This window comes from Burkholderia pyrrocinia (assembly GCF_001028665.1).
GTDB lineage: Bacteria > Pseudomonadota > Gammaproteobacteria > Burkholderiales > Burkholderiaceae > Burkholderia > Burkholderia pyrrocinia.
On sequence record NZ_CP011506.1, the window covers coordinates 1 to 17,662 of the forward strand.

Annotated in this window: 14 protein-coding genes and 1 pseudogene; 13 read left to right on the plus strand and 2 right to left on the minus strand. The window is 64.7% G+C overall.

Translation table 11 applies throughout. From position 1 onward, the window contains the following. Window positions 1-249 precede the first annotated feature (249 nt). Window positions 250-3,303 carry a conjugal transfer protein TraG N-terminal domain-containing protein gene (locus ABD05_RS34765; RefSeq protein WP_047904745.1) on the plus strand — a complete coding sequence of 1,018 codons (3,054 nt, stop codon included), beginning with the start codon at window positions 250-252 and terminating at the stop codon, window positions 3,301-3,303. On the opposite strand, the gene ABD05_RS34770 is transcribed toward ABD05_RS34765, so the two are convergent. Continuing rightward, window positions 3,293-3,673: a hypothetical protein gene (locus ABD05_RS34770; RefSeq protein WP_020980049.1), complete on the minus strand. Its 381-nt coding sequence runs from the start codon at window positions 3,671-3,673 to the stop codon at window positions 3,293-3,295. The two genes, ABD05_RS34765 and ABD05_RS34770, sit on opposite strands and share 11 nt — an antisense overlap. 643 nt (window positions 3,674-4,316) lie before the next feature. Between ABD05_RS34770 and ABD05_RS34775 the strand changes: the two genes are divergently transcribed. The 8 genes and pseudogenes from ABD05_RS34775 to ABD05_RS39605 form a co-directional block, all read left to right on the plus strand. Continuing rightward, window positions 4,317-4,583 (plus strand): hypothetical protein, encoded by a 267-nt coding sequence (locus ABD05_RS34775; RefSeq protein WP_047904747.1) that lies wholly within the window; start codon window positions 4,317-4,319, stop codon window positions 4,581-4,583. Window positions 4,584-4,593: 10 nt separating this feature from the next. Then, complete coding sequence (locus tag ABD05_RS34780) at window positions 4,594-6,006, plus strand: zeta toxin family protein (protein ID WP_047904748.1); 1,413 nt, start codon at window positions 4,594-4,596, stop codon at window positions 6,004-6,006. Beyond that, window positions 6,003-7,319, plus strand: a complete 1,317-nt coding sequence (locus tag ABD05_RS34785; RefSeq protein WP_047904749.1) for a DUF1173 domain-containing protein — start codon at window positions 6,003-6,005, stop codon at window positions 7,317-7,319. Before ABD05_RS34780 ends, ABD05_RS34785 begins: the two co-directional genes overlap by 4 nt. After that, window positions 7,316-7,483, plus strand: coding sequence for a hypothetical protein (locus ABD05_RS38695; RefSeq protein WP_167347871.1), 168 nt, complete (start codon window positions 7,316-7,318; stop codon window positions 7,481-7,483). The genes ABD05_RS34785 and ABD05_RS38695 overlap by 4 nt, the downstream gene beginning before the upstream one ends. Further along, window positions 7,480-8,052, plus strand: coding sequence for a PH domain-containing protein (locus tag ABD05_RS34790; protein ID WP_238594247.1), 573 nt, complete (start codon window positions 7,480-7,482; stop codon window positions 8,050-8,052). The genes ABD05_RS38695 and ABD05_RS34790 overlap by 4 nt, the downstream gene beginning before the upstream one ends. A gap of 60 nt (window positions 8,053-8,112) precedes the next feature. Then, window positions 8,113-8,385 carry a hypothetical protein gene (locus tag ABD05_RS34795; protein WP_047904750.1) on the plus strand — a complete coding sequence of 91 codons (273 nt, stop codon included), beginning with the start codon at window positions 8,113-8,115 and terminating at the stop codon, window positions 8,383-8,385. Between the two features lie 38 nt (window positions 8,386-8,423). Continuing rightward, window positions 8,424-9,236: a hypothetical protein gene (locus ABD05_RS34800; RefSeq protein WP_047904751.1), complete on the plus strand. Its 813-nt coding sequence runs from the start codon at window positions 8,424-8,426 to the stop codon at window positions 9,234-9,236. Between the two features lie 135 nt (window positions 9,237-9,371). Beyond that, a pseudogene (locus ABD05_RS39605) lies at window positions 9,372-9,542 on the plus strand (hypothetical protein); the annotation flags it as partial. A 41-nt stretch (window positions 9,543-9,583) separates the two neighbouring features. Here the strand turns inward: ABD05_RS39605 and ABD05_RS38230 are convergent. Further along, a complete protein-coding gene (locus tag ABD05_RS38230; RefSeq protein ID WP_148669215.1) occupies window positions 9,584-9,841 on the minus strand; it encodes a hypothetical protein in 258 nt (85 codons plus the stop codon). Between the two features lie 112 nt (window positions 9,842-9,953). Between ABD05_RS38230 and ABD05_RS34805 the strand changes: the two genes are divergently transcribed. The 4 genes from ABD05_RS34805 to ABD05_RS34820 all read left to right on the plus strand — a co-directional run bounded on the left by ABD05_RS34805 (window position 9,954) and on the right by ABD05_RS34820 (window position 17,649). Further along, window positions 9,954-14,336, plus strand: coding sequence for a beta strand repeat-containing protein (locus ABD05_RS34805; protein WP_047904817.1), 4,383 nt, complete (start codon window positions 9,954-9,956; stop codon window positions 14,334-14,336). Between the two features lie 36 nt (window positions 14,337-14,372). After that, on the plus strand, window positions 14,373-14,822 hold the full coding sequence (locus ABD05_RS34810) for a hypothetical protein (RefSeq protein WP_238594249.1): 450 nt from the start codon (window positions 14,373-14,375) through the stop codon (window positions 14,820-14,822). A gap of 315 nt (window positions 14,823-15,137) precedes the next feature. Then, window positions 15,138-16,040, plus strand: coding sequence for a Crp/Fnr family transcriptional regulator (locus ABD05_RS34815; RefSeq protein WP_238594250.1), 903 nt, complete (start codon window positions 15,138-15,140; stop codon window positions 16,038-16,040). A 697-nt stretch (window positions 16,041-16,737) separates the two neighbouring features. After that, the gene (locus tag ABD05_RS34820; RefSeq protein WP_047904753.1) at window positions 16,738-17,649 is read left to right on the plus strand and encodes an SOS response-associated peptidase family protein; all 912 of its coding nucleotides are present in this window, start codon (window positions 16,738-16,740) and stop codon (window positions 17,647-17,649) included. Window positions 17,650-17,662 lie beyond the last annotated feature (13 nt).

The window sequence follows — 17,662 nt, forward strand, 5'->3', positions numbered from 1 at the left end:
ACGCGATCGGGAAATATGCAGCGCTCGCTGACTCGTCACAGACGCAGGCGCTGAGCGACCTGAAACCGCAGCTCGAGCGTATCCGCAATACGGCGCACGAAGCGCTGATGCAGGCATATACGCGCACCGTCAGCACGCATTCGCTCACCACGGAGTTAGCGGCGATGCAGCGCGCGGTGGACTCGAACCTGTCGGAGACGTTGCGTTCGTCCCTGGCTTTCGGCAAAAAGCTTGAACTAAGGGGCGGCTATGAACATCGAGATCCAGACCTACTGGAACGTCGAAACGCTCTACTACGTGCTCAACGCCGTCGCATCGGTGATGACGAGCGGCGGGTGGCCCGGCTTGATCAAGTTCGTCTTCCTCGTTGCGTTGCTCATCGCGATGTTCGCGTACATGGGGCGCCACGGCGACATGGCGATGTGGTTCATTCAGGCGTTCGCGTTTGTCACGATTCTCAATATGCCGATCGCGCGCGTGATGCTTTCCGATCGCACGGACCTCCAGCCCCCTCGGCAGGTCGATCATGTGCCGGTGGCGCTTGCCGCAATCGCGCAGGCGAGCTCGCTTTCGTTCGGGTTCCTGACGCGCGCGTACGAGACCGCGTTCAATGTTCCGGACGATCTCGGTCTCGCGAAGGGTGACGTAGGCTTTGGTCACCGAATTCTGCGGCAGGTGAATTCCGCAGTGGTACGCGATCCTGCGCTCCGCGCCGACCTGATGCAGTTCTTCAAGGAATGTACGAAATACGACATCCTGGATGGTGCGATCGCACCCAGCCAAATCGTCGGTGCGACGGACACTTGGAACACGATCTTCAGTAACACGAGCCCTGCCCGCTTCGTCACATACAACGTGCTGACGGCTCAACCCGTGACGGACACGTGCCAGAACGTCGCGCTGCTTCTCAAGCCACGTGTGGACGCCGCCGTCTCGGATGCACAGGCGTTCTATGGCCGCAAGGCGTTTCCGCAGGCGAGCTCGGACGGTATCGCTCAGCAAATGTTCCTGTCGACCGTCTCGACGTCCTACTCGTGGCTGCTCGACGCATCGCAGTCAGCGTCCGATGCCATGAAACAGGCGATGTTCAACAACATCTGGCGGGATGCGGGCCCCGGCATTGCGCGTGCGCACGACGATCCGGCGGCGATCGCCGACACGAACGCTCTTATCGCGGAGGCAGAAGCGGCGCGCCAGGCGAACGGGTCGAATAGTGCCCTAAGTCTGCTCGGCCAAGAAACGATCCCGCACATGCGGAACTGGATCGAAGCGATCACCTACGCCCTGTTCCCTGTCATGGTCCTGCTGATGATCGTGGTACCGCAGGAGAAGGCGAAGTACGTTCTGGGTGGCTATTTCATGATCCTCGTATGGATCGGGTTGTGGCCGCTGCTGTTCGCAATCATCAACCATCTGTCGCTGATGTGGCTGCACTACAAGTTGACGGCATTGCACCTGTCGGCCGGCGTGCCGTTCCAGCTTTCCTCTGCGTTCGACTCAACCTTGGTCGACGAGCAGGCGATGATCGGATACATGGTGGTGCTTGTGCCGTTCATCGCTGGTGCAATCGTCAAGATGGGCGACGGTGCGATCTTCGGCCTGGCCGATCGAGCCTTGAGTGGCTTCGCCACCGCCGGTTCCCGCGCCGGCGCTGCGATAGCGTCCGGCAACTACAGCATGGGTCAGGCGGGCCTTGACACCGCGTCCGTTAACACTACGACGATGCAGAAGTTCGACGGCAACATGCTGATGAATTCCGGCATGAAGACGGTCCAGCTTTCGGATGGTTCGACGATGTCGGTATCCAGCAACGGCCGCGCTGCCTATCAGAAGCTCGCAAACCACCTTCTGACGTCGATGCAGCTCGAAGATGCACAGAGCTCCGGTCACAGTTTTGACCGGTTCAGCGGTACTACCTCGACGTCGGGTTGGAGCAGCTCGACACGTTCGGGAAGTTCGGTGGGCAGCAGCGAGAGCTTCGGCCACGCCTCCGAGCGCGGTGCGACTCAGAGCATCGGGGCGGAGACTGCGACGACAACGTCCGGCGGTACCAGCGGCCGCGCGATGCACGATGAGAGCGTCGGGCAGACCAACCAGATCGGTACTCGGTTTGGTACCGGCATCGGTGCCACCGACAGCATTCAACTTCACGCCGGCGGGAGCGGTCACCTGGGAATCGATGCTTCCCAGGGTGGCGCCTCTCCGCGCGCACCGGGCGCCGGCGCGAGCGATCGCGACGCGCGCCGGGTTGCCAATGCTATGAAGCAAGGAGGCGCGTCGGCAGAGCAAATCGATTCCGCGATGCAGAACATGCGCGGCAACCAAGCGGCGGCGGAAGGTGCACCTTCTGTCAGGCGCGGCGGTGGGGCATCGCTGAGCCTTGGGGCGCAAGTAACCGGTATTCGAAACTACACGGCTGGCCACGATCGCGACTGGTCGTCGCAATCGGATCATCGTACAGGCGATTCGGTGTCGTCGGGCAGCGAGGTGAGCCAAACGGGCTCGGCCAGCACACGTAACGCAACTGGCACCCAATCGTCGCAGTCGGACCGCCACGATTCGTCGGCCACTCGGTCAAGTTTTTCCGAAAGCGCGTTCCAGCGCGAGCATGGCGTGCATAGCGAGGCTGGTTCGCGTTCCACTTCGTCAGACGGTAATTCGATGCGCTTCGCGATCGAGCGGAATCTGGCGGAAGATCCGGACTTCATGATGAAGGTTGGCCAGCGCAACCACGTTTCGGCGACGCGCATGTGGCAGATGTCCGAGGACAAGCTGATCGGCATGGCCGCCGAGTATCTCGACTGGAAGGCGATGGCGCAAAACATGCGCGGCCCGCAAGGAGCCGGAGCCAATGACGATGCCGTCGCTCCCAAGTTGAGCCACGACTTCGGATCACACCACAGCGGAGCGTCGTCGCGTGGTCGAGCTGGTGCCGGCCACACCTCCGCTGGCGCCGGCGATTTCGGAGGCCGGGTCAAGGCAACGGGCTTCTCCTCGACGGATCCGGTGAAGCCGAACATGACGTCGCCAACCGAAATCTCGGCAGCACAGCACGCGCTTGATCAAGGTCGCGGCATCGGCCAACGCGCGAAGGATTTTGACGCGGACGTGCACAAGCACGCGAGCCCGGACCGGGCGCTTGGCGAGGGGCGCGTGACGCAGACCGAGGTGAATGCGGCGAACGAGGATCGGGATCTTGCCGATACCGTCCGCCGGTCATGGAATGCGCCGCGCCGGGCGCTCGGGATGAAGGAATATGACGACTACGACACGAAGGATGTCCCGCCGGAGATCAAGAAATGAGCTTCGTCGCGGTTGTCCATTCATCACCGACCGGCGTAGGGGTTACGCCGTGTGCGGTCACATACATCGGAACGCTCGGTGACTTGGGCGCGAAGGACACGTCGTCGAAGCTGGTGGCGACTGCAGAAGTCGCGGATCTGCGGAATGTTGTGCCGACAAGCGCCTCAACCAGCGCGATCACGACTCGCACCACGATCAGGTCGTTCAGCACGGTAACCGCACCAATCCAGCCGACGCGGTTCAGCAGTTCCACCGTGCCTGCCCACAGCAGAAGCGTCGCGACGAGCCACACGGGCGCAAATCGCCGAAACCAAGCAAACCGAAGCAGATACCGCAGCGGATGCCACACCACACGAAGGAAGGCTTTCATCTCGAATCCTCTTCCAACCGTCGTTTCGCGTTCTTGCGCTGGATGCGTGCGATACGTGCCGGTATGTTTGGGGTGCCACAGGGAGCTAACACCATGATTCATCGTGAGTTTACCGCGTTTCGGACGCCTCGTGGTCCCGTGCTGTCCGGTGTGGTCACAGCGTTGACGGTCGTACTGGCCGCCTCCCTAGCCGGCTGCCAGGACATTCCGATCGCCCGCCAGCGGCTAGCGGAGTTAGTTGCCCCGCGAGATGCGGGCGGTGCTGCAGCCACCCCGGCACCTGGCAACGCGTCAACCCCGCCGAGGGTTGCTTCCGGAGTTGCAGCCAGTTCCCCTCGTTCCGGTCGATCGGGTAGCCCGCGCGACCGGGGCACCCCCTACGAGATCAAGCCGGGCGACATGGCCGGCTACAGCCTGCATATGTAAGGAGACCGCGATGCGCCGAGTTTTGTCCAGCCTTATCACCGTCCGTTTCTCGTGTTGCGTTGCCGCATGCGCGTCGCTGCTACTCGCCGGGTGCGTCAACACGCCTATCAGCGATCCGCAGCGGCAGTTCGCTGGAACGCCGCTGACGCCATATCAATCGACCGCACCGGCATTGATTTGCCGCGGCTGTGAGCTTCGCTAATTCAGGAGATCAGACATGCAGAAAAACGCCCTCTTCAACCACGGAATCGTCCGCTACGAGGTGGCGCTTGGCGTCGTTGGCGCGGTGATCAGCAAGTGCGCTGATCAGATCGGTGATGCGTTGCGGCAGACGCCGCCCGATATGGAAACCGTCACACATCTGCAGGCAAAGCAACGCGAGCTGGAAGTATTGCGCACCGCAATCGATCCGTTCGACGTTGAAAAAATCAACTCCGTCATTGCGCAGTACGGCCCGCTCCTCCGCGGCGAGCAGATCCTGTGAGGAGCCGGCCATGCCCCGCGAACTGACCGACAACGAACTCCATCGTCTTTACCGTGCCGTCGAGGTGGCGGATATTTCTCGAACGGCGCACCAGGAAACCCCCATCGCGATCATGACCGGTGGCCAGCCAGGCTCCGGCAAGACCGGCCTCACTGGCATCGCCCTGCAGGAACTGGCATCACGCGGCGGCGCCGTCGTGATCGACGCGGATCGCATGCGCGAATACAACCCGGACTACCGGCGCCTGATGGCATCGGATCCCGAACATGCTGCCGACCTTACCCACCCGACGGCGGCTCAGTGGGCAAATCAGCTGCGCGACCGCGCGATCTTTGAACGGCGCAATCTCGTCGTCGACGGCACGATGCGCGATCCCAACGACGTCGCGCGGGTCGCCAAACAACTGAAGGACGCGGGTTACATCGTGGACGCTCGTGTCATGGCTGTGCCAGGCGACGTATCGTTCGCGCACGCTCGGCTGCGATATGAATCGCTCGATAACGAAGCCCAGGCAGGGCGCGTGGTCAATCAGCGTCAGCACGATGCAGCCTATGCCGGTGTCCCGCAATCGGTCGAGCGCCTCGAGGCGAACAAGCTGGTCGACCGGATCACGATTTACGACACCGCGCGTCGCGAGGTCTACCAGAACGTGCTCGAGGGCGGACAGTGGAAGGCACCGCAGCAAGCCGCGCAAACATTGGTGGCCGTGCGGGATCGCGGCCGTACCCGCGACGAGCGAGCCGATTACGTCGATGCGCTCACGACGATCGAAGCGCAAACGGCCGTGCGCAATTCGGTCTCGCCTGGCCGGGGCCCGCAGGACCGTGCCGACTGGATCGAGAAGATCGACGCCGCCCGCAAGGAACTGGCGCAGTTCGAGCAGTCTCCTACCTATGCCCGGGCAAAGGCGTTCGACGACGGGCCGAGCGTCGCCACGCTCGCTTGCCATCCGGAGCTCGACGGTGCGTACAAGCAACTGGCTGACCTGCGCAAGGGTTTCTCGCCCGAGACGCCCGAAGGCGAGCGCGATCGCCAGTATTCGGCCGCAGTCGCGAGCCTGTCGGAACAGCTCCATCGCGGTGAGATCCCCAAGGGCGACGTCGGGCCGGAGGATTCGCGCCGGGTGATCAACGCAGCCGCGCGCGAGCGCAATCTGGTCGTTCGCGAACCCGAGCCGGATCGGGTCGTGCAGGGCGAAGTCTTGGCGCGCTCGTCACAACACACCCTGGTCCACGTCGCAGGTAGCGACAACATCGCGTTCGTCTACACCCGCGCGCAGCTCGAGCGCGATATCGAACCCGGCGAAAAACTTGGCCTTGCGCACGAGCAGCACGGCGCCACCCGCGTCATGACGCAGCAGCAGGCGCAGGAAATGACCGACCTGACACGCGACCGCGACGCCGGCATGGAAAGGAGCCGATGATGAGTGCCCGCTACGAATTGTTCGGCGAGGTCTACGACGCGGACACCCGTGATCTGTATTCGCACCTTGCGCAAGCGTACGAACAGAAGGTTCGGCCGCTGTGCCGTTGCCGGGATCCGGAACCCGGTGTCCCGATGTACATCGCGCGCTTCGACGGGCGCTTTCTGATCAAGCGCATGCCGGGTACGGCCGGCCAGCACAAGCTCGGCTGCGACTCGTACGACTACCCGCCCGAGTTGTCTGGGCTCGGCGACGTCGAGGGCAGCGCGATCGTCGAGGATCTCGAATCCGGCCAGGTGACGCTGAAATTTGGCTTTGCGCTGTCCAAGGGCGCGGCCAGGAAGATGCCCGAACCGTCCGGGAAGGAACCCGACAGCATCAAGGCCGACAGCAAGAAGCTGACGCTGCGCGGCACGTTGCACTACCTGTGGGAACAGGCCGGGCTGAACCGCTGGTCGCCTGCGATGGCGGGCAAGCGCAGCTGGTACGTAGTGCGCAAGTACCTGCTGCAGGCGGCCGCCGATAAGCAGGCGAAGCGCATGAACCTCACGGACATGCTGTACATCCCGGAGTCGTTCGTGCTCGACCAGAAAGACCAGATCCAGCAGCGCCGAACAGAACACCTGACGCATATCTCGGTGTCGGAATCGGGCGAGCCGCACTTCATTCTGGTGATCGGCGAACTGAAGGAGATCGCTTCGGCGCGCTTCGGCTTCAAGCTGGTGCTGAAACACCTGCCGGACTACGGCCTGATGCTCGAGGAGGCGACCCACAAGCGGCTGAAGGACCGCTTCGAGGCCGAGCTCGAGCTCTGGAACGCGCTCGAGGGCACGCACCTTATGGTGATCGCGACGGCCAGCCTTTCGCGCACCGGTATCGCGACCGTCCAGGAATGCTCGCTGATGCTGACCACCGAGCAATGGATCCCGTTCGACGACAGCAGCGAGCACGCGCTGCTGCAGACACTTGCGCGCCGGCGCTACGTGAAATGCCTGCGCTACAACCTGCCATCGAGCCGGCCGCTTGCGAGCGCGGTGCTTACCGACGTCGAACGGGCCACGGCGCTTTACGTCGTGCCCCCGAGTGCGGACGAAGCGTATCAGATGGCGCTCGACGCACTACTGGTCGACAGCGAGCTCGACCCATGGATCTGGAAGCCGCTGGAGGGCACGATGCCGGCGCTGCCTGAGCCAGCGACGAACTGGCGCAAGCTCGTCGCCGCGCAAGGTGCGCGCGCAACCCAGCATGACGCTCACTTGCCATTCGACGGCGAACCTTCCCACCCATACCAACACGGAGATCACGACGCATGAAGCTCAACATCAAACCGTTCGCGATCGGCACGCGCGGCTGGTATGTCGCCGAGGCGCAGCGCGCGCAGGTCAGTGTCGCGCGCGCTGTTCTGCGCAACGTCACGTGGTGGTTGCCGATTAGCGGGGGGGCGGCACCGGACTTACGCGAGCGTGAGCCGTCATGAGCGCGCCGCTTTCCCGCGATCGCGGCCGGCTCGCGTCGAGCCGGATCGGCCCGTCGGGCGGTGCGCTGCCGCCGATGCAGGATCTACCCGTCTGGTACGACGCGTCGCCGTGCTGGATGGTCAACCTGCCGCAGTTCCTGACCGCCGCCGCGACGGCCGGCCTAATCGGTTTCGTGTCGGTGTTGCTGTCGGCATATACGCCATTCTGGCCGTTCGGCTTCGCGCTGATGCTTATCCCCGTCGCGATCGCCGCGAATGCGGCCGTCGACGCAGCGGCGATGCATGTCGTGATCGATCCTGCGCGTGTGACGGTGAAGACTGGCATTGCGGTGCGCCGTACGGCGAGCGTCGAGCTCTATCGCCTCGTGAACGTCGACGCCGTCACTGGCTGGTGGCAGCGCCCGCTCGGGTTTGGCACGTTGATCCTGGAGACGAGCGACGCCTACCGCCCGGTATGGGTGCTGCCGGGCGTGCGGAACGTCGAGTTCATGCGTGAAGTGCTGACGCGCCAGGCGCTCGAGCTGCGTAGCGCGCGTGGCGTGCGTGAAGTGAACATGGGGCGCCTGTGATGGCGAGGGAAGCCATGACCCACCGCAAACCTGATTAAACGAAACAGATTGGAGAATTTAATGATTCGCATACTCGCGCTTGCATTGCTCGTCGTCGCTGTAACCCGTCCGGTGTTCGCCGCTGCCTCCATGGCCGCGGAACCGGACGCTCGCCCGACTCCGTTGATGGGCGTGCCCGTCATGACGGGATTGTCGCGCGTGAGTCAGCCCGCTGCAGTGATCGTTGCTCCGTCCGTCAGTGCAAGTCATGCGACTGCAGCGGTGCGCGACGACGTTGTGGCGACCGCCCGCAAGACTCTTTCCGGCAACGAAGAAGTCCTCTCCCCTCAATAACGACAGCGGAATCCAACCATCCGAGACCAGAGATATTTATGAGCCAGCACGTTAAAGACTACCTGACACCGGACGAGGCCATGCAGATGCTGCATGCACAACTCTCGCACGGCGCGGATCTGTACCGCTTTCTGTTGACGCGTCGGGTAATGCACCTGACGGGAGGGGTGGTCCAGCACGGCCCGCTCGCGGGCTTCAACATCGGCCGGCATGCGACCTGGCGGGAAGAGGACAACGCGTCCAAGGTGCTGGGCTTCTACGAACAGGAAGTGTGCGCCCTGCTCGACCGACTTTCCGGACGGTGTGATGTTCTGGTCGATCTGGGCGGCGCCGATGGCTTCTATGCGGTCGGCATGGTCGAACGCGGGCACTTTCGCGAATCGCACTGCTTCGAGATCGAGGATCAGAGCCGCGCGAACATCGCCGCGATCGCGGCCGACAACGGCGTGGCCGGGCGGGTTCATCTTTACGGTGCCGCGACTTCGACGTTCGCCCGTGACCTCACTGCAGCGGGCGTCGACTTTCGTCGTGCCGCGGTCCTGGTCGACATCGAAAGCAACGAGTTCGAAGTCCTCACCGCCCAGTGCCTCCACGACCTGCGTCATTCACACGTGATCGTCGAAATTCACGACTTCATGCGCCCGCATGACGGCGCGCAGCGCTACGCCGAGCTGCGCGAGCGCGCGCAAGTCGATTTCCACGTCCATTCCTTTACTACCGGGGCGCGAGATCCGTCGTCGATCCCGTTTTTACGCAATGGCTGGACCGATACCGATCGCTGGTTGCTCTGCTCGGAGAGCCGCGCGACTTTGATGACCTGGCTGTATCTCGAACCGAAGGAGACCTGCTGACATTAATCCAGGAGCTGCACAAAAAAAGCGCCGCAATCCGATGACCTTGGCCGGGAGACGGATTGCGGCGGGAATTCACAAACCACCGTTGTTATTCTGAGGTAATTGTAGATGAATCACCTTTCATACCCTGCAATGCGCGATTCGTTGCGCGTGCGGCGGAAGTTGATCGCTGTCACGGTAACGACTGCTGTACTCGCGCTTTCCGGTGAGGCGTCGGCGCAGTACGTCAGTGTCAACTCCACCGGAAGCGCTGCCCATGCGAGCGGAACGGACGGCATCGCCGTAGGCTCTGCGGCCACGGCCGCCGGCAGCGACAGCACCGCTATCGGCACAAACGCGCGTGTTTATCCCATTACCGATACCGGTTCAATGGCGCTCGGATACGGAGCGAAGGTCGCGCCGGGCGGTGCAACCACGTCATCCGGAAACCTCGCGATTGGTGTGAATGCGGCCGTTGGCGGGAATACCGCAGGCGACATTTCAAATGCGATCGCGATCGGCACGAGCGCAGTGTCGGAGCGGTCGGGCGGGATCTCCATCGGCGCCTCCAGCCACAACGCCGGAGCGGCAATCGCGATCGGCAATAATGCGTCGACCGGCATCGACGGTCAGATTGCAATCGGCACGGGCGCCCTCGCCGATCCTTCATCGTTCGGCACACCGGGCGGCATCGCGATCGGGCAAAACTCGTATACCAGCGGGGTTGGCGCGGCATTGGGGGTGGATGCACACGCATCGGGCAACTCTGTCGCGGCCGGCGCCAACTCGTACGCAGGATGGCGCGACACTGCCGTCGGCGTGCAAGCGACGGCCACGGGAGACACATCTGTCGCCATCGGTTATCAGAGCAATGACGCGGGTCGCGATCGGGTCGTCAGCGTTGGCGCGAGCGGTCTGACGCGCGCCGTGACGAACGTGACGGCGGGAACGAAGACGACGGACGCGGCAAACGTCGGCCAGCTGCCCGGCACGATCAACGGTAACGTCGTGACGATGGGAAACATGTTGACGCCGGGTGCCAGCGTCGGCCCCGCGACGGTCACGAACGTGGCTCCTGGCACGTTGACGGGCGGGAGCACGGACGCGGTCAACGGCTCGCAATTGTTCACAACCAATCTGGCCGTCACGACCCACAAGCAGATGCTCGACAACCTGTCAGGGCGCGTTGTAAACGGCACGATCGGTCTGGTGCAGCAGCAGGCCGGCGCACCAGGCAGCGGCACGATTACGGTGGGGGCACAGACCGGCGGTACGTCCGTCGATCTCACCGGCACTGACGGGGCGCGCACCATCTCCGGTGTTGCCGCCGGCACGGCGACGACCGATGCGGTCAACGTTGGCCAGCTGAACACGGTCGCCAGCGTCGCGTCGAACTCGGTGCAGTACGACACTACCGGCCACACGTCGGTGACGCTCGGCGGGGCCGCGGCTGCAGCGCCGGTCGCGCTGACGAACGTGGCGGCCGGCACGCTGTCGGCAACGAGCGTTGATGCTGTCAACGGCGCGCAGCTGTTCGCGGCCAATCAGGCCGTCGCGAACACCTCGACGTCGGTCACGAACCTCACGAACGGCATCAACGCCGGAACGGTCGGCCTCGTTCAGCAAACCGGCGGCGCACCGGGCAGCGGCCCGATCACGGTCGGCGCACAGACCGGCGGCATGTCCGTCGACTTCACCGGGACGAACGGCGCACGCACACTCTCGGGCGTCGCAGCGGGTACGGCAACGACGGATGCCGTCAATGTCGGCCAGCTCAGTGCAGTCGCCGGCGCGACGGCCAACGCGGTCCAGTATGACAGTACCGGCCACACGTCGGTCACGCTCGGCGGCACGACGGCTGCATCGCCCGTCGCGCTGACGAACGTGGCGGCCGGCACGCTGTCCGCCTCGAGCACCGACGCCGTCAACGGTTCACAGCTGAACACGACGAATCAGGCCGTCGCGAACACCTCGACGTCGGTCACGAACCTCATGAGCGGCATCAACGCCGGCACGGTCGGCCTGGTGCAACAGGCCGGCGGTGCGCCGGGCACCGGCACGATCACGGTCGGTGCGCAGACCAGCGGCACGGCTGTCGATTTCGCCGGCACGAACGGTGCGCGTACGCTGTCCGGCGTCGCGGGCGGCACGGCAACCACCGATGCCGTAAACGTCGGGCAGCTCAACGTCGTCGCAAGTACCGCGTCGAATTCGGTGCAGTACGACAACGCTGGCCACGCGTCGGTGACGCTCGGCGGCACGGCAGCTGCAGCGCCGGTCGCGCTGACGAACGTGGCGGCCGGCACGCTGTCCGCGTCGAGCACGGACGCCGTCAACGGTGCGCAACTGAACACGACCAACCAGGCCGTAGCGAACACGTCGACGTCGGTGACGAATTTGTCGGCAAGCATCAATGCGGGCACGGTCGGTCTGGTGCAACAGGCCGGCGGTGCGCCGGGCAGCGGCACGATTACGGTCGGTGTGCAGACCGGCGGCACAACGGTCGATTTCGCCGGCACGAACGGCGCACGTACGCTGTCCGGCGTCGCGGCCGGCATCGCAGCGACCGACGTCGTGAACGTCGGGCAGCTCGATGCCGTCGCCGGCACCGCGTCGAACTCGGTCCAGTACGACAACGCCGACCATACAGTCGTCACACTCGGCGGCACCGCGGCAGGAGCGCCCGTCGCGCTGAGGAACGTGGCGGCCGGCACGCTGTCGGCCGCGAGCGCGGACGCGGTCAACGGCGCTCAACTGTTCGCGACGAACCAGGCCGTCGCGAGCACGTCGACGTCGGTGACGAATCTGTCGGCCAGCATCGATGCGGGCACGGTCGGCCTGGTGCGGCAGGCGGGCGGTGCGCCGGGAAGTGGCCCGATCACGGTTGGCGCGCAAACCGGCGGCCCGTCCGTCGACTTCGCCGGGACGACCGGTCCGCGCACGCTGGCCGGCGTCGCGGCTGGCACCGCTGCGACCGATGCGGTCAACGTTGGTCAGCTGAGCACGGTGGTCGGTACCGCGTCGAACTCGGTCCAGTACGACAACGCGGGCCATACGTCGGTCACGCTCGGCGGTACCGCGGCGGCAGCGCCGGTCGCGCTCACAAACGTGGCGGCCGGCACGCTGTCGGCCGCGAGCACGGACGCGGTTAACGGGGCACAGCTGAACACGACCAATCAGGCCGTCGCGAGCACGTCGAGATCTCTGATGAATCTGTCGGCAAGCATCGACGCCGGCACGGTCGGTGTGGTGCAGCAAGTCGGCGGCGCTCCGGGCAGAGGCGCGATCACGGTCGGCGCGCAGACCGGCGGCACGTCTGTCGATTTCTCCGGGGCGAGCGGCGCACGCACGCTCTCGGGCGTCGCGGCCGGCACCGCCGCAACGGATGCCGTCAATGTCGGCCAGCTCGGCGCAGTTGCCGGCGTCGCGGCGAACGCGGTGCAGTACGACAACGCGGGCCATACGTCGGTCACGCTCGGCGGTGCGGCAGCTGCAGCGTCGGTGGTGCTCACGAACGTGGCGGCCGGCACGCTGTCGGCATCGAGCGTCGATGCCGTCAACGGTGGCCAACTGTTCGCAACGAATCAGGCGGTCGCCAACACGTCGACGGTCGTCACGAACCTGTCGAACGGCATTGCGGCAGGCACGGTCGGTCTGGTGCAACAGGCCGGCGGTGCACCCGGCACCGGGCAGATCACGGTCGGCGGGCAAACCGGCGGCACGTCGGTCGACTTCTCCGGCACGGACGGGACGCGCAAGCTGTCTGGCGTCTCCGCCGGCGCGGCCGCAACCGATGCCGTCAACGTCAGCCAGCTCAATGCAGTTGCTGGCGTCGCAACCAACGCGGTGCAGTACGACAACGCGGGCCACACGTCGGTCACGCTCGGCGGCGCAGGTGCTGCAGCGCCGGTTGCTTTGACGAACGTGGCCGCCGGAGCGCTATCGGCCTCGAGTACGGACGCCGTCAACGGCGCACAACTGTATGCGACGAATCAAGCGTTGTCCGGCACAACGTCGACCGTCAACGCCCTGTCGACAGGAATCGCGGCCGGTACGATCGGTCTTGTGCAGCAGGCAGGCGGTGCACCCGGCACTGGGATGATCACAATCGGCGCGAAAACAGGCGGCACCGCTATAGACGTCTCCGGCACCAGCGGTGCGCGGCAACTGAAGGGGGTTGCCGCCGGGACTGACGCGACCGATGCAGTCAACGTCAGCCAGCTCAATGCCACCATCAGTAGCGCGACCGCGAATGCTGTCGTCTACGACAGCGCGGCGCGATCGATCGTGACCCTCGGCGGACTCGGCGCATCGGTGCCGGTGACGTTGCGCAATGTGGCGGCTGGCGTTTTGTCCGGCAATAGCACCGACGCCGTCAACGGCTCCCAGCTCTACATGACGAACCAGGCTGTCGCCGCTAACACGGGTGCGATTGACGCTCTCACGAACAGCCTGACCGACGTCCAGCGCTCCATGGCCAGGAACGCAGCGCAACTGCAGCCGATCGTCAGTGCCGATGCGTTGAAGTACTTCGCGGCATCGTCGACCGGTGCACCTGCGAGCGCGAGCGGCACAGAGACAGTTGCAGCTGGAGGCAATGCACTTGCCGCCGGTGCCCACAGTGTCGCAATCGGTACCGGCGCACAGGCAATCGGCAGTGGCGCTCTCGCGCTCGGTGCGAATACATCGGCCAAGGGAAGCAACTCAATCGCCCTCGGTCAGGGTTCCGCCGCGTCGGCCGACAACACCGTATCAATTGGCAACAGTGCGACGGGGCTCACGCGCACGCTGACGAACGTCTCTGCCGGTGTCGCACCGACCGACGCCGTCAATGTCCGGCAGCTCAGCGACGCGGTCGGAGGGCTGCGCTCGCAGATCGAGCACGACCGGGCCGATGCGAACGGTGGCTCGGCCAGTGCCGTTGCGATCGCATCGCTGCCGCAGGCGCCCGCGCCTGGTCACAGCGTCGTGTCGATCGGCGGGGGCACGTATGCGGGTCAATCCGCAGTGGCGGTCGGCATGTCCACCTACGCCGGCCGCTGGATCTTGAAGGCATCCGGTTCGACCAACACACGCGGCACGGTCGCTGCCGGTGCTGGTGCCGCGTACGTCTGGTAACGCCCCGTCGACCCTTTCATTTACCTGGAGACTCAGATGAAACGACCCAACTATCGCTCTGCTCTGCTCGCCGCGTGTGCTGCCGTTGCGGCGTTCCTCGTTACCGCCGCCTTTGGCCAGCGCGCCTGGCCGATCGTGGCAGCAACGCTGCTGGCGATTCCGCTGGCATCACTGTTCGTCAAAGCGACAAATCGATGGCGCCGGCAGCAGGCGGCCGACCGACCCACCGTGACGATTACCGAGGCCACCGTTTGGGAGTTACGGCTCAATGATGTGCCGGCGGCTGAAGTGCCCGAGCACGTCGTTCGTCGCATCGAGCACGAACTCGCGCAGGAGCGGCAATGGGATCTGCGTGTCGCGTCGATCCTCAGCTATGCCGGCGCCGTCCTGTGCCAGCTCGCGTACACCGTACTGTGCATACCGCTCGCGATCTTCGCCTTCGCGGGCCTGTCATGGGCACTTAACGGAAATCGTCCGCACAAATGAAAAACCCCCGTTGACGGACGGGGGCTCTTCAAGATGAAGCGCGACGGAGAAAGAGCAATCGGCAACACCACAACGAAGCCGATTCTATCGAAGCTCTTTTCGCTGTCAAGCGACATCTGTGTGACCACAACCATCCTAAATTGAGCGCCAGATGAATCGAAAGACCGAGGGCGGGAAATACTCCCGACACGCGCAGCGCACTGCGCCAGCAGGGGCCGTCGACGACTGTCGTTGCCGACACCGGACAACACATTCACGAACATCCGATCGATCGACGTCGATCGGCAGGGAGCGCGGCTGCCGATAGGTTCGCGCGTGAACTTCCCTTTCCTCGATCCGCATCTGCCCGACCGGTCCAATCCTGTCGGCGTGGGCGCGCCTGATCAGCTGACGGCTGCGGCCGCGCCGATCGGCGCGCACCGCATGCGCGTCGCCAAGACGGTGCTGCCCGAGCGCGTGTGGCCCGACGACATCCCGTCGCCGGCGCCGGCGAACGCACCGCGGATTCTGCGCGAGCTCAAGACTCGCCTGTCGCGCTACCTTGACAAGCCCGCGCAGTGGCTCGCGCAGCTGAACGCGGCGAACGGCAGCCGTCGGCAGCAGCGCAGCGAGCGACGTCTCGCGTGCGTGCAGCTCGCGCGCGCGATGATCAAGTATTGCGACTTGCGCACGATGCGCATCGGTGTGCCGGGCGCGGCTGGCTGGATCGATTTCACGCTGCCGTACCTTGCGGCCCAGGCTGGCCTGTCGGAGCGCCGTGCCGAGCGCGCGCTGCGCGACCTGCAGAAGGCTCGGCTGGTGAAGGTGCGGCGCCAGTGCGAACTCGAGGAAACCGAGCAAGGGGTGCGGTACAAGGGCGTCGCGTCGATCAAGTATCTGACGTCGACGCTCTTCGAGGCGTTCGGGCTCGGCAAATGGCTGCGGCACGAACGCACGCGCGCGCACCTGCGTGCACAGCGCCGCGCGAACCAGCAGCGCAAGCGAACGCAGCAGGGTTCGGCGCTGGGCGCGCAGCTCGTCGAGCAACTCGCCGGCATCGAGGCACGCGCCCGGCGCCAGGCTGCAGCAGCGGGTGCCGCACAGCGCGAAGCGGCCGACCTTGACCGTGCGATCAAGCTGCGTGTCGGCGAACTGCTGCACGCGCACCCGGACTGGGATCGGGACACCCTCTATGCCGCCGCTCGGCGGCAGCTCGCCCCACCCGGCGATTCCGTTTAGCCGGCGCGCTGCGGCCGGTTCTCTAACCTGACCACCTTCCCCCTATCGCGCAAGCGAGGCACCCGCACGTCCGGATGGCCGATTTGCCGGCTTTTCCCGCGCGCGCGCGGGGCCCTGCAGGCGGAAAAAGCGCCGGCGATTGCACGATTTTGCGATCGCCGCGTGCAGCGCTGTGGATAAAAGCATTTAAATGTCGGGTCTGATCGTATTTAAGTGTCGGCTCTTATTCAGGACACAGATCTTACCTATCCCTCCAAATCCAGCCGCGGCAATGCCGCGGTGTCACGCGGGCTCCGCCCGCTTGGCAGGAAACCCCCACGGGCTGCATGCGCTTTCCACCGGCAGGCCGTAAGCGCTACGGCGGCCGCTGGCCGCCGCACCGCTAACGGCGCGACAAAAGATTTCGGGGCGCGTCAGAGCCGCACCCCGAAATCAGCGCGCGCGCGTGCGCGCCCAGCTGCCCGCAAGCACCGTCGACTATCCCCGGCAGCTTAGCTTTCAGAGAGGGGAGGATAATCTAATTACGCAACTAACGGTCATGCGGATCCCCCCGCCGAAATTTTCCGCTGCCACTCCACACCCCCCATGTCTACAAGAACATGGCCGCCCTCAACCCTCGTGGAATCCGCACAATTCTGTTCAGCCCGTGCCTGAGCGCGATACTCTGTTGGAAGAGCAATGGTTATGGGAGACGACGATGTGCTACTCGGCCAAGATCCAGGCGAACTATCGAGAGTACGTCCGACGTTACGGCGCCGACATGGACATCGAGACGTTCCGGCGCATCTTTTTCGCGCGCGCATCCGGCGCCGACATCAAGATCCCGAAAGCGGTCGAGGCCGCGTTCGCCGGTGTCGATGACGAAATCTCGGCCGCGATCGCCGCGTATCGGAGCCGGTGGACACAGAAGCTGGAGACCGCTCTGTTCGAGCAGCGAGCGCGGCTCGTCGCGGCCGAGAAGAAGCTCGCCGTGAAGATCACGAAGAAAGCCAGCGAGGACGTTCGGATCGCCACAAACAAGATCGATGCGGCAACGCGCGGGCTCGACGATCTTCGCCGGCAGGACCTGCAGGAGCGTGATTCGCGGATCTTCCCCGGTTGGTATGCGCCCGTGCTGATCGAACTCGACGGCAAGCGCATGGTCGTGCCGATGCGGTATCGATGCCGCATACCTGGCTGGACCGAAGCGGACGAGCGTGCCAAGGACGGTTCGTATAACGCCAGGGCCGATTCGCTCAGTACCGCCTGGCGGAAGGTTTTTGGCTTCACGCACGGCCTCTTGCTCGTCGACGCTTTTTTCGAAAACGTGAAGCGCGACGGCCAAAACGTCGTGCTTCGCTTCGACCCGACGCCCCCGCAGCACATGCAGGTCGCCTGCCTGTGGACGCGCACCGAGATCCCCGGCGCCGACGATTTGTGGTCCTTCGCGGCGATCACCGACGACCCACCACCGGAAGTGGCGGCTGCCGGACACGATAGGTGCATCGTCCCCATTAAATCCTCGAACGTCGACGCCTGGCTGGCACCAGACCCAAGCCGGCGCGCGCAGCTGCGCGAGATCCTCGCCGACCGCGAGCGGCCGTACTACGAGCACCAGCTCGCAGCGTAAACGCGGGAGTTGG

What these genes read in the sequence shown, in the direction of transcription:
- ABD05_RS34775 (WP_047904747.1), top strand. Translation starts at nt 4,317, where the DNA reads ATGCAGAAAAACGCCCTCTTCAACCACGGAATCGTCCGCTACGAGGTG.
- ABD05_RS34785 (WP_047904749.1), top strand. Translation starts at nt 6,003, where the DNA reads ATGATGAGTGCCCGCTACGAATTGTTCGGCGAGGTCTACGACGCGGAC.
- ABD05_RS34780 (WP_047904748.1), top strand. Translation starts at nt 4,594, where the DNA reads ATGCCCCGCGAACTGACCGACAACGAACTCCATCGTCTTTACCGTGCC.
- ABD05_RS34820 (WP_047904753.1), top strand. Translation starts at nt 16,738, where the DNA reads ATGTGCTACTCGGCCAAGATCCAGGCGAACTATCGAGAGTACGTCCGA.
- ABD05_RS34765 (WP_047904745.1), top strand. Translation starts at nt 250, where the DNA reads ATGAACATCGAGATCCAGACCTACTGGAACGTCGAAACGCTCTACTAC.
- ABD05_RS38695 (WP_167347871.1), top strand. Translation starts at nt 7,316, where the DNA reads ATGAAGCTCAACATCAAACCGTTCGCGATCGGCACGCGCGGCTGGTAT.
- ABD05_RS34800 (WP_047904751.1), top strand. Translation starts at nt 8,424, where the DNA reads ATGAGCCAGCACGTTAAAGACTACCTGACACCGGACGAGGCCATGCAG.
- ABD05_RS34810 (WP_238594249.1), top strand. Translation starts at nt 14,373, where the DNA reads ATGAAACGACCCAACTATCGCTCTGCTCTGCTCGCCGCGTGTGCTGCC.
- ABD05_RS38230 (WP_148669215.1), bottom strand. Translation starts at nt 9,841, where the DNA reads ATGCCGGTCGACGCATTATTGCCGATCGCGATTGCCGCTCCGGCGTTG.
- ABD05_RS34790 (WP_238594247.1), top strand. Translation starts at nt 7,480, where the DNA reads ATGAGCGCGCCGCTTTCCCGCGATCGCGGCCGGCTCGCGTCGAGCCGG.
- ABD05_RS34770 (WP_020980049.1), bottom strand. Translation starts at nt 3,673, where the DNA reads ATGAAAGCCTTCCTTCGTGTGGTGTGGCATCCGCTGCGGTATCTGCTT.
- ABD05_RS34795 (WP_047904750.1), top strand. Translation starts at nt 8,113, where the DNA reads ATGATTCGCATACTCGCGCTTGCATTGCTCGTCGTCGCTGTAACCCGT.